Source organism: Baekduia sp., assembly GCF_035685985.1.
Lineage (GTDB): Bacteria > Actinomycetota > Thermoleophilia > Solirubrobacterales > Solirubrobacteraceae > Baekduia.
The window spans coordinates 39131-48976 of record NZ_DASRZV010000012.1; the positions used below are offsets into that span (position 1 = coordinate 39131).

At 74.6% G+C, this 9846-nt stretch carries 13 protein-coding genes; 8 read left to right on the forward strand and 5 right to left on the reverse strand.

Annotated features, from left to right (window positions below; genetic code table 11):
• Position 1: 1 nt before the first annotated feature.
• Positions 2 to 1273 carry a DNA polymerase IV gene (gene dinB / locus VFG42_RS04630; RefSeq protein ID WP_324905746.1) on the forward strand — a complete coding sequence of 424 codons (1272 nt, stop codon included), beginning with the start codon at positions 2 to 4 and terminating at the stop codon, positions 1271 to 1273.
• On the opposite strand, the gene VFG42_RS04635 is transcribed toward dinB, so the two are convergent.
• Positions 1188 to 2414 carry a C4-dicarboxylate ABC transporter gene (locus VFG42_RS04635; RefSeq protein ID WP_324905748.1) on the reverse strand — a complete coding sequence of 409 codons (1227 nt, stop codon included), beginning with the start codon at positions 2412 to 2414 and terminating at the stop codon, positions 1188 to 1190. The genes dinB and VFG42_RS04635 overlap by 86 nt on opposite strands.
• Before the next feature lie 98 nt (positions 2415 to 2512).
• Here VFG42_RS04635 and VFG42_RS04640 point away from each other — a divergent pair, with 98 nt between their 5' ends.
• Positions 2513 to 3403: a LysR family transcriptional regulator gene (locus tag VFG42_RS04640; protein ID WP_324905750.1), complete on the forward strand. Its 891-nt coding sequence runs from the start codon at positions 2513 to 2515 to the stop codon at positions 3401 to 3403.
• Between the two features lie 211 nt (positions 3404 to 3614).
• A complete protein-coding gene (locus VFG42_RS04645; protein WP_349260386.1) occupies positions 3615 to 3899 on the forward strand; it encodes an HU family DNA-binding protein in 285 nt (94 codons plus the stop codon).
• Positions 3900 to 3969: 70 nt separating this feature from the next.
• Here the strand turns inward: VFG42_RS04645 and VFG42_RS04650 are convergent, their stop codons facing one another.
• Positions 3970 to 4743: a hypothetical protein gene (locus tag VFG42_RS04650; protein WP_324905752.1), complete on the reverse strand. Its 774-nt coding sequence runs from the start codon at positions 4741 to 4743 to the stop codon at positions 3970 to 3972.
• A 79-nt stretch (positions 4744 to 4822) separates the two neighbouring features.
• Between VFG42_RS04650 and VFG42_RS04655 the strand changes: the two genes are divergently transcribed.
• Positions 4823 to 5704 (forward strand): SDR family NAD(P)-dependent oxidoreductase, encoded by an 882-nt coding sequence (locus VFG42_RS04655; protein WP_324905754.1) that lies wholly within the window; start codon positions 4823 to 4825, stop codon positions 5702 to 5704.
• On the opposite strand, the gene VFG42_RS04660 is transcribed toward VFG42_RS04655, so the two are convergent.
• The gene (locus VFG42_RS04660) at positions 5701 to 6873 is read right to left on the reverse strand and encodes a thiolase family protein (RefSeq protein ID WP_324905756.1); all 1173 of its coding nucleotides are present in this window, start codon (positions 6871 to 6873) and stop codon (positions 5701 to 5703) included. The two genes, VFG42_RS04655 and VFG42_RS04660, sit on opposite strands and share 4 nt — an antisense overlap.
• Positions 6874 to 6976: 103 nt before the next feature.
• Here VFG42_RS04660 and VFG42_RS04665 point away from each other — a divergent pair, with 103 nt between their 5' ends.
• Entirely contained in the window at positions 6977 to 7459 is a 483-nt protein-coding gene (locus tag VFG42_RS04665; RefSeq protein WP_324905757.1) for a helix-turn-helix domain-containing protein, read from the forward strand.
• Here the strand turns inward: VFG42_RS04665 and VFG42_RS04670 are convergent.
• Positions 7456 to 8490: a YihY/virulence factor BrkB family protein gene (locus tag VFG42_RS04670; protein WP_324905759.1), complete on the reverse strand. Its 1035-nt coding sequence runs from the start codon at positions 8488 to 8490 to the stop codon at positions 7456 to 7458. The two genes, VFG42_RS04665 and VFG42_RS04670, sit on opposite strands and share 4 nt — an antisense overlap.
• A gap of 79 nt (positions 8491 to 8569) precedes the next feature.
• Here VFG42_RS04670 and VFG42_RS04675 point away from each other — a divergent pair, with 79 nt between their 5' ends.
• Complete coding sequence (locus VFG42_RS04675) at positions 8570 to 8812, forward strand: hypothetical protein (RefSeq protein WP_324905761.1); 243 nt, start codon at positions 8570 to 8572, stop codon at positions 8810 to 8812.
• A 53-nt stretch (positions 8813 to 8865) separates the two neighbouring features.
• On the opposite strand, the gene VFG42_RS04680 is transcribed toward VFG42_RS04675, so the two are convergent.
• Entirely contained in the window at positions 8866 to 9081 is a 216-nt protein-coding gene (locus VFG42_RS04680) for a hypothetical protein (protein ID WP_324905764.1), read from the reverse strand.
• A 31-nt stretch (positions 9082 to 9112) separates the two neighbouring features.
• Here VFG42_RS04680 and VFG42_RS04685 point away from each other — a divergent pair, with 31 nt between their 5' ends.
• Entirely contained in the window at positions 9113 to 9532 is a 420-nt protein-coding gene (locus VFG42_RS04685; protein ID WP_324905765.1) for a VOC family protein, read from the forward strand.
• A 63-nt stretch (positions 9533 to 9595) separates the two neighbouring features.
• Entirely contained in the window at positions 9596 to 9817 is a 222-nt protein-coding gene (locus tag VFG42_RS04690) for a DUF2188 domain-containing protein (RefSeq protein WP_324905767.1), read from the forward strand.
• Positions 9818 to 9846: the final 29 nt, after the last annotated feature.

Sequence of the window (9846 nt, forward strand, 5' to 3'; positions counted from 1 at the left end):
CATGCCCCGCGCCTCGATCCTCCACGCCGACCTCGACGCGTTCTTCGCGTCCGTCGAGCAGCGGGACGATCCGGGGCTCCGCGGCAAGCCCGTGATCGTCGGCCCGGGCGTGGTCCTCGCGGCCTCCTACGAGGCGCGCCGCTTCGGCGTCCGCTCCGCGATGGGCGGCGCGAGGGCGCGCCGGCTCTGCCCCGACGCGATCGTCGTCCCACCCCGGTTCTCGGCCTACGTCGAGGCGTCGAAGGCCGTCTTCGCGATCTTCCACGACCTGGCGCCCACGGTGGAGGCGATCTCGATCGACGAGGCGTTCCTGGACGTCCGCGGCCTGGAGACGATCGGGCTCGGCACGCCCGGGGAGATCGCGGTCAGGCTCCGACGGCGCGTGCGCGCGGAGGTCGGGCTGCCGCTGTCGGTCGGCGTCGCCTCGACCAAGCACCTGGCCAAGGTCGCCTCCAACGCCGCCAAGCCCGACGGGCTGCGGATCGTCGCCGCCGGGCGCGAGGCGGCGTTCCTGCATCCGCTGCCGGTGGAGGCCCTGTGGGGCGTCGGGCCGGCGACGCGGACGAAGCTGCACGCGGCGGGCATCCGCACGGTCGGGCAGCTCGCCGCGCTCGACGAGGTCGACGCCGTCGACCTGCTCGGCCGGGGCGCCGGGCGCCGGCTCCACGCGATCGCCCACAACCGCGACCCGCGCCGCGTGCGCTCGGGCCGCGGGCGCCGGTCGATCGGCTCGCAGTCCGCGCTGGGCCCGTCCCGCGCGCGGTCGCCCGCCGAGTTGGAGGCCATCGCCGCGGGTCTCGCCGACCGCGTCTGCCGCCGGGCACGCCGGGCCGAGCGCGTCGGCCGGACCGTCGTCCTGCGCCTGCGCTTCGGCGACTACGCCCGCGCGACGCGCTCCAAGACCCTGTCCCACCCCACCGCCGCGACCGAGCCCGTCCTGCACGCGCTCAGGTCGCTGCTGGCCGCCGAGGACGACGTCATCCGCCGCCGCGGCCTCACGCTCCTGGGCCTGACGCTCACGAACCTCGAACGCGCCGACGCCACCGGCACCCAGCTCGAGCTGCCGTTCGACCGCGGCCCGTCGATGGCGCTCGACTCCGCCACCGACGCGATCCGCGACCGCTTCGGCACCCGCGCCCTCCAACGCGCCGCGCTCCTGAAGCAGGGCGACCGCGCGTCGGCCTGGCTCATGCCCGGCGAAGACCCAGACGGCCTGCCACCGCCCCGCCCGACCGCGCGGCCGTCACCGCCCACACGCCCAGCAACGCGATGAACAACACCACCGCCCCGCCCCGCAGCGCGTCCGAGCCCGTGCGGATCGCCAGCTCCGACGTGCCGGTCACGAGCGTCCCGACCGGGAAGACGAAGCTCCACCACGCGGCCGTGAACGGCACGCCGTCGCGCGACGCGTGGTGGCGGGTGAGGACGATCGCCAGCGCCAGCCACAGGACCGCGAAGCCCCAGACGATCACCCCGTACATCAAGCCGAACGCGCGCAGCGCGTGCGCCGCCGGGCCGTCGACCGTGTGCGCCGCGGCCGCGCCGAGCAGGCTCGCGGCCGTGATCGACTGCCCGAGCGGGCCGAGGACCACCCACAGCGCCGGCGCGCGCTCGGCCGGGCCGGGCCCGTGGAGGAGCAGGCGCGCCCAGACGACCCCGACGGTCAGCAGCGTCGGCAGCAGGCTCAGCCCGAACAAGGCGTACAGGAACAGCAGGAGGTCCAGCCGCGCCTGCCCCGCGGGCACGTGCGCGACGAGCCCGGCGCCGGTCGTCGCCGACACCATCGGCGGCACGAGCGGCAGCACCCACGCGCCCGACGCGTCGGCGAGCACCGGCCGGTGCCGCGTGACCATCGCCGCCGGGACCGCCACCGCGACCACCAGCGCCGCCGCCGTGCCCGCCGACCACAGCGCCAGCGCCACGATCAGCGCCGCGTGCTCGCCGATCACGTGCCGCCCGGCCAGCGCGGTCGCCGCCGCCACGGTCATCAGCGCCATCGGCGGCACGCCCAACGCCGGCTCGCCCGCCGTCGCCCGCCACCGCGCGCGGTTGCCCGGGATCGTCGCCAGCAGCGCGCCGAGCAGCACCGCCGCCGCGACCCAGGCCACCACCGCGAACCCGTCCAACACACCCGCCCGCACCGGCAGCAGCTCCGCGGCCACCGCGAGGACGCCGGTCCCCATCACCGTCGCGAACCACGCCGGCGCGACCTCCGCCGCCAGCGCGCGCACGCCGCGCCGCTCGGCGGCCCGCGGCGCGACGCGGGCGACGGCGGACGCGCCGCGCTCCGCGGCGACACCGGCCCCGGCGGCCGACGCCACGGCGCCGCACGCCTCAGCGCCCGCCCCCTCCGCGCCCGCCGCTTCCGCGGCGGCCTCCGGCTCGGCGACGTGCATGGCATCCAACAAGGTCATATCCATCACCTTGCCTTCTCTTCGCCCGAGGATCCATTCCGATCGCGCGCGCAGCGTTTCCACATCGGAAACATCGACCTGCCACCATCGACGATGACATGGAGCCCCATCCCCTCTCCTCCGGCGACCTCGTCGCGTTCGTCGCCGCCTTCGAGGCCGGGACGATCCACGGCGCGTCCGACGCGCTCGGGCTCACGCCCAGCGCGGTCACCAAGCGCGTGCAGTCGCTGGAGCGGCGCACCGGCGCGACGCTGTTCGACCGCGGCAGGCTCGGGCTCCGGCCGACGGCGTCCGCGCAGAGGCTCTACCCACCCGCCAAGGAGGCGCTCGCCGCGCTGCGGGCCGCGCACGAGAGCCTCGGCGACGGCACCGCCGACGGCCTCGTCCTGGCCGCCAGCCACACGATCGGCGAGTACCTGCTGCCCGCCTGGATCGCCGCCTTCCGCGGACGCGACCCCGAGGTCCGGCCGCGGATCGACGTCATCAACTCGCCCGGCGTCCTCCTGGCCGTCCGCGAGCGGCGGGCGGCGATCGGGTTCGTCGAGGGCCGTGACCCGCTCGACGGCCTGGACGTCCTGACGGTCCAGCGCGACGAGATCGTCGCGGTCGTCGCCCACGGGCACCGCTGGGAGTCGCGTCGCAGCGTCGCCGCCCGCGAGCTGCACGACGAGCCGTGGCTGGCGCGCGAGGAGGGCTCGGGCACGCGCGCGGTCGCCGCGGCGGCGCTGGCCGCGGCCGGGGTGACGCTCTCGCCGATGCTCGAGGTCGCCTCGACCGAGTCGGTCAAGCGCGCGCTGCGCACCGGCGGCTTCGCCCTGCTCTCGCGCCTCGCGATCGCCGCCGACGTGCGCGCCGGAACCCTGCACGCGCTGCCCGTCCGCGGCCTCGACCTGGCCCGCGAGCTGCGCGCCGTGCGCCTCCGGGACCGACACCGGCCGCGCCATCAGACCGCGTTCTGGTCGTTCTTGGCCAGTCTGGAGCCCCGCTGAACCGCCATCCACGCGGTCGCAGCCTGACGGCCGCTCCTGTCCGATCTCGGCCGAAACCGTCCGCTCACCGGCCCAGACGGCGAGTTTTCAAGCCCAAAGACCGGCCGAAACTGCTGTTCGGGGGGTCGGGGATACGCATTTCCGCCTCCGCGTCTGCGAGCCTGTTCGCTCGTTTCCGGCAACTACGCCGTGCAAAGACAGGAGAAGCCCAATGGCCAACATCACCAAGACGGACCTCACGGCGCTCGTCGCCGAGCAGACCGAGCTGAGCGGCGCTGACGCCAAGCGCGCGGTCGAGTCGGTCTTCGACACCATCGCTGCTCGCGTCGCGGCCGGCGATGAGGTCGCGGTCGCCGGCTTCGGCAAGTTCACCGTCGCCGAGCGCTCCGCTCGTCAGGGCCGCAACCCGCAGACCGGCGAGACCATCGAGATCGCCGCGTCCAAGGCGCCGAAGTTCAGCGCCGCGTCGGCGTTCAAGAACGCCGTCAAGGGCTGAGGCAGCCGAACGCATCTTCGGCGGGCGCCGTCGCCTGGCGGCGGCGCCCGTCCCCGCGTTCGCCCCGCCCCTAGAGCCCGAGCACGTGCCGCGCGTGGAAGCCCGTGCGTCGGCCGATCAGCGGGCGCCAGCGCACGCCGTCGCGGCCACGGGGGTCGCCGACCGGCGAGGTGTCGAGCCGCAGGCCCGCGACCTCGAGGTAGACGTGGCCCTTGTTGGCGTAGATCGACAGCCACTTCCCCGAGCCGGCCGCCGACCAGCGCGCGAGCGTGCCGCTGACCATCGGAGCGCCGAGCATCCCCGCGCCGATCAGCGCGTAGCTGACCGCGCCGGAGCAGTCGTAGCCGGCGTCCGCCAGCTTGGCGTGCCCGCCGCCCCACTTGTAGGGCTTGCCGACGATCCTGTTGGCGGCCGCGATCAGCGCCTGGACGCGCTTCGGCGCGCCGCGCGGGATCGCCGCCCTGCCGTCCGTGCGCAGCTTGGCGACCGTGCCCGGGACCGTCTTGGTCACCGGGATCGTCGGCAGCACCGGGGTCGGCGTCGGCTTCGGCCGCCACGGCCCGTCGCCGCCGTACGGCGAGGTCTGGCCGTCGCCGCCACCGGTCGTGGCGGGCGGCCGCGTCGTCGACGGCGGCGCGACCGGCGCGTCGCCGTCGTCGTAGTAGCCGCCTCCGTCGGTCTCGTAGGCGCCGTCGTCGTAGTAGCCGCCGCCGTCGGTGTCGTAGGTCCCGTCGTCGACGTAGCCGCCGCCGTCATGCCAACGATGGGCGGAGGCGACGGGCGCGCAGGCGACGAGCGCGAGCAGGCCGAGGAGCAGGACGGCGGGGAGGCGGCGAAGGACCATCTTCCTGTCGGTCGGCGACCCCGACGGGAACCTGTAACCGGGACGTCCGAGCGCTGGACGGCGCCGTACTCCCTGTCAGATGGGCCCGCTCGGCTACACGAACCTCGGCTATCGCCTCCGCGCGCGGACGTTCCGCCCGCTGCCGCGCATGGACGGCGCCACCGCGGTCGTGACCGGCGCGACCTCCGGCCTCGGCCGCGCCGCCGCCCACGGCTTCGCGCGGCTCGGCGCCCGCGTCGTGCTCGTCGTCCGCGACGCCGAGCGCGGCGAGCGCGTCCGCGCCGGGCTGCCCGACGCGGGCGCGCACGTCGTCGCCCGCGCCGACCTGTCCTCCCTGGCCGACGCCTGGGCCCTCGCCCGCTCGCTCGACGGCCCGATCGAGGTCCTCGTCCACAACGCGGGCGTCCTGCCGCCCGCCTACACGATCACGCCCGAGGGCCACGAGCTGACGCTGGCCGTCAACGTCCTCGCGCCGTTCCTGCTGACCGCGCTGTTCCACGAGCGCACCCGCCGCGTCGTCACCGTCACCTCGGGCGGGATGTACGCCAAGAAGCTCGACGTCGCCACGCTGCTGTCGCCCGATCCGGAGCGCTTCAGCGGCACCCGCGCCTACGCCCACACCAAGCGCGCCGAGGTCGTCCTGACCGAGCTGTGGGCGGCGCGGCTGGACCCGGCCCGCACCGTCGTCCACGCGATGCACCCCGGCTGGGCCGACACGCCCGGGCTCGCCGCCTCGCTGCCCGGCTTCCACCGCATCATGAAGCCCGTGCTGCGCGACCCCGCCGCCGGCGCCGACACCGTCGTCTGGCTCGGCGCCGCGCCCGAGCCCCTCGACACCACCGGCCGCCTCTGGCTCGACCGCGCGCCCCAGCGCACGCACCTGCTCCCCGGCACCCGCGAGAGCGCGAGCGAGCGCACGCGCCTCTGGGACGCGTGCGCCGCCCTCGCCGGCGCGACCTAGACCGCCTCCAACACCATCGCGTTGGCCAGCCCGCCGGCCTCGCACATCGTCTGCAGGCCGTAGCGCGCGTCCTTCTGGGCCATCGCGTTGATCAGCGTCGCCGTGATCCGCGCGCCGGACGCGCCCAGCGGGTGCCCGAGCGCGATCGCGCCGCCGTTGACGTTCACCTTGTCCAGGTCGGCGCCCGTCTCGCGCTGCCAGGCCAGCACGACCGACGCGAACGCCTCGTTGACCTCGAACAGGTCGATGTCCTCCAACTTCAGCGACGCCTTCTCCAACACCTTGGCCGTCGCCGGGATCACGCCCGTCAACATGTAGAGCGGGTCGTCGCCCACCACCGCGAAGGACTTCAGCTTGGCCTTGACGGTCAACCCCATCGCCTTGGCGACCGACGCCTCCATGATGAGCACCGCCGCGCTGCCGTCGTTGGTCGGCGACGAGTTGCCGGCGGTCACGCGCCAGTCGATCCGCGGGAAGCGCTCCCGCAGCGCCGGGTCCTCGAACGCGGGCTTCAGGGCGGCCAAGGCCTCCAACGTGGTCGACGGCCGGATCGACTCGTCGGTCTCCAACCCGTCGATCGGCACGATCTCGTCGGCGAACGCGCCCCACTCGGTCGCCCGCGCCGCGCGCTGGTGGGACTCCAGCGAGAAGCGGTCCAGGTCGGAGCGCGGCAGCTCCCACCGCGAGGCGATCAGCTCGGCGCTGATGCCCTGCGGCACCAGGCCCTCCGGGTAGCGCGCCGCGACGCCCGGGCCGAACGGGTCGGCGCCCTCGGGCACGTTGGACCACATCGGCACGCGGCTCATCGACTCCACGCCGCAGGCGATCGCCACGTCGTAGGCCCCGGCGATCACGCCCTGGGCGGCGAAGTGCACGGCCTGCTGGGAGGACCCGCACTGGCGGTCGACGGTCGTCGCGGGCACCGACTCCGGCAGCCCCGCGGCCAGCACGGCGTAGCGCGTGGTGTTCATCGCCTGCTCGGCGACCTGGTCGACGCAGCCGCCGATGACGTCGTCGATCCGCTCGGGATCGACGCCGGTCCGCGCGACCAGCTCGCGCAGCGCGTGGGCCAGCAGGTCGACGGGATGGATCGGGTGCAGCGCGCCCTTGCCCGCCTTGCCCCGGCCGATCGGGGTGCGGACGGCGTCCACGATCACGGCTTCGCGCATCGCTCTTCTCCTAGGGTTTGAAGATCCAACTGGTGGTCAGGACGGCGGACCCTAGCGCACGGAGTTGGAAAACCCAACCCACTCGGCGCTAGGCTCCCACGACATGGCCGCCGCCGAGCCGACCCCCGCCCCCGCGCTCCCCCGCGCCTGCGCGATCGCCGACGCGCTCGACCTCATCGGCGAGCGCTGGTCGCTGCTGATCGTGCGCGAGCAGTTCTGGGGCAACCACCGCTTCAGCGACATCCAGCGCGCGACCGGCGCGCCGCGCGACATCCTGACGACGCGCCTACGCCGCCTGGTCGACGCCGGGATCCTCGAGCGGCGCACCTACAGCGAGAGGCCGCCGCGCGCCGGCTACCACCTGACCGCCAAGGGCCGCGCGCTCTCGCCGGTGCTCATGTCGATCCAGGAGTGGGCCTACGCCCATCTGGAGGACGCCGACTCCTGCACCCAGCGCTTCCCGCACGGCGACCACTTCGCCGACCCCGTCTCGTCCTTCACCTGCCGCGTCTGCGGCGAGCCGCTGGACCGCCACCGCGGCGACGAGCACCCGCCGACACTAGAGGTCCGCAAGCAGAACACCTAGCGCAGGTCGTCGGGCTTGACCTTGCGGTCGTCGCGCAGCTCGACGTTCATCTCCGGGATCGCGTCCTCCCCGGCCGCCAGCTGCCGGCCGCGCTCCAGCTCGGCGTTGACCTCCGCGCCGAGCAGGACCGCGATGTTGGCGATCCACAACCACACCAGGAACGCGATCACGCCGGCCAGCGTGCCGTAGGTCTTGTTGTAGGAGCTGAAGTTCGCCACGTACAACGCGAACAGCCCCGAGGCCACCAGCAGCACGACGAGCGCGATCACGCCGCCGGGCGTGATCCACTTGAAGCCCGGCTGCTTGACGTTCGGCGCCGCGAAGTACAGCACCGAGAACATCATGGTGACGACGAGCGCCAGCACCGGCCACTTGACGATGTCCCAGACCGTCACCGCGGTCGAGCCCGCGCCGACGACGTCGCCCAGCTGCCGGGCCACCGGCCCGGTCACGACGACGGCCAGCGCCGAGACGGCGAGCAACAGCACCATGATGACCGTCACGACCACCTGCATCGGGCGCAGTTTCCAGAACGGCCGCCCCTCGGGCACCTCGTAGATCGCGTTGGACGCGCGCGCGAACGCGCCGACGTAGCCCGACGCGCTCCAGATCGCGACCGCGATCCCGAGGACGAAGGCCACCGACGCGCCGCCCCGCGAGCCCGCGACCTGCTTGACCGCGCCCGACAGGATGTCGTTGGCCGGACCGGGCGTCAGCGCCGCGAGGTTGTCGAGGATCGGCTGGGTCGCCGACGGGCCGACCAGGCCGATGATCGACACCAGCGCGATGATCGCCGGGAAGATCGCCAGCACGCCGTAGTAGGTCAGCGCCGCGGCCCAGTCGGTCACGTTGTCGTTCTTGAACTCCTTCAGCGTGCGCTTCAGCACGGCGACCCAGGAGGAGCCCGACAGGTCCGTGGGGTCGTCGGGCGCGCGCCGCGCCCGCCCGCGTGCGGCCGCGCCGCCCTCGCCGCCGCCCTTGCCCTCGCCGCGGGCGAACCGTCGCTCGCCGGTGGTCGTGTCTCTCGCCATGCCGGTGGTCCTTCCCGGCACGCGGACGTGGCATCCCAGCAGAGGGTTGCGGTCGCGCCAGGCCGGTTACCCCGAGGTCATGGCCGGCGGAATCTCCCTCTTCCTCTTGTTCGTGATCATCGTCGTCGCGATCGTCCTGTTCTTCGTGCTGGGCGGCATCGGCGGCATCACGCAGGCCCTCAACGAGCGCCGTGCGCGGCGCGAGGAGCCACGGCGTCCGAGCCACACCGTCGTCGAGGACGACGGCTCCGGCGAGGGCCGTCCCGGCAACCGCGCGCCCAGCAGCGGCGGCCGCAGGCCCGGCGACCGCCTCGCGCACTGACGCGGGCGGACGTCGAGCGGAGGACGACCGGCGCCCAGGCGGGCCGCGGCCCGCTACCGGTTGCCGCGCGTCGTCCCGTCGCCCTCCTCGGCGAGGCGCTCGGCCTCCTTGCGCCCGGGATGGTCGGGCGGCAGGTCCTCCGGCGTGATCTCGTCGTGGGCCTCCGCGGTGTCGCCCAGCGGACGTCCGGGGTCCGGGGTGATCGGCCCGAGCGGCTCGTGCGAGTCCTGGTCGCGCGGCGGCCCCTTGTGCTTGCGGTCGTCGTCCATGCCGGTCGCTCTACCCGGGTACGCACAGACCATGTCCCGTCTGACCCGCGGCCTGTGCGAGCTGACCCTGCAGACCTCCGACCCCGCCGCGCTGGCGGACTTCTACCGGCGCGTCCTGGGGTTCGAGGAGCTCAGCCGCGACGACGACCGGATCTGGCTGGCCTGCGGCCCGACCACCCGCCTGGGGCTGTGGTCGCCGGGCGAGAAGGAGTTCGGCGACGAGGGCGGCCATCACGTCCACCACGCCTACTCGACGACGCGCGGCGCGCTGGCGGAGATCGGCCGGCGGCTGGACGCGCTGGGCGTCGCGTTCAAGGGGCCGGTCGAGCACGACGGCGGCGACCGGTCGCTCTACTTCGAGGATCCGGAGGGCAACCTGGTCGAGGCCTGGGACTTCTTCGAGTCCGGCGACGGGGCGCGCGACGGCGTCGCCGCGCTGGCCGAGTCGTGAACGTCCGGTTGCCATCCGACGCGACGGTGGACGCGGGCGGGCGCGGCGTCTACCTTCGGGAGCGTGACCTCCCGATCGCCCACGCTGCACGTCCTGGCGGCATCCCGCGGCGGCTGGCTCGTCGTCGACGAGGACCACAACGCGACCCCGCTGTCGGAGCACCTCGAGGCGACGGCCGCCCTGCGCGCGGCCCGCGCGGAGCTCCGCGCCCGCGGCGGTGCCGGCGAGGTGCTCGTGCACGACCGCTACCACCGCGTCCAGCGGCGCGTCACCGGCGCCCGCTGATCGCGGCGCGCCGCGGCGCGCCGACCGGG

What these genes read in the sequence shown, in the direction of transcription:
- VFG42_RS04650 (WP_324905752.1), bottom strand. Translation starts at nt 4,743, where the DNA reads ATGGTCCTTCGCCGCCTCCCCGCCGTCCTGCTCCTCGGCCTGCTCGCG.
- VFG42_RS04640 (WP_324905750.1), top strand. Translation starts at nt 2,513, where the DNA reads ATGGAGCCCCATCCCCTCTCCTCCGGCGACCTCGTCGCGTTCGTCGCC.
- VFG42_RS04675 (WP_324905761.1), top strand. Translation starts at nt 8,570, where the DNA reads ATGGCCGGCGGAATCTCCCTCTTCCTCTTGTTCGTGATCATCGTCGTC.
- VFG42_RS04685 (WP_324905765.1), top strand. Translation starts at nt 9,113, where the DNA reads ATGTCCCGTCTGACCCGCGGCCTGTGCGAGCTGACCCTGCAGACCTCC.
- VFG42_RS04645 (WP_349260386.1), top strand. Translation starts at nt 3,615, where the DNA reads ATGGCCAACATCACCAAGACGGACCTCACGGCGCTCGTCGCCGAGCAG.
- VFG42_RS04670 (WP_324905759.1), bottom strand. Translation starts at nt 8,490, where the DNA reads ATGGCGAGAGACACGACCACCGGCGAGCGACGGTTCGCCCGCGGCGAG.
- dinB (WP_324905746.1), top strand. Translation starts at nt 2, where the DNA reads ATGCCCCGCGCCTCGATCCTCCACGCCGACCTCGACGCGTTCTTCGCG.
- VFG42_RS04635 (WP_324905748.1), bottom strand. Translation starts at nt 2,414, where the DNA reads ATGACCTTGTTGGATGCCATGCACGTCGCCGAGCCGGAGGCCGCCGCG.
- VFG42_RS04680 (WP_324905764.1), bottom strand. Translation starts at nt 9,081, where the DNA reads ATGGACGACGACCGCAAGCACAAGGGGCCGCCGCGCGACCAGGACTCG.
- VFG42_RS04655 (WP_324905754.1), top strand. Translation starts at nt 4,823, where the DNA reads ATGGGCCCGCTCGGCTACACGAACCTCGGCTATCGCCTCCGCGCGCGG.
- VFG42_RS04665 (WP_324905757.1), top strand. Translation starts at nt 6,977, where the DNA reads ATGGCCGCCGCCGAGCCGACCCCCGCCCCCGCGCTCCCCCGCGCCTGC.
- VFG42_RS04660 (WP_324905756.1), bottom strand. Translation starts at nt 6,873, where the DNA reads ATGCGCGAAGCCGTGATCGTGGACGCCGTCCGCACCCCGATCGGCCGG.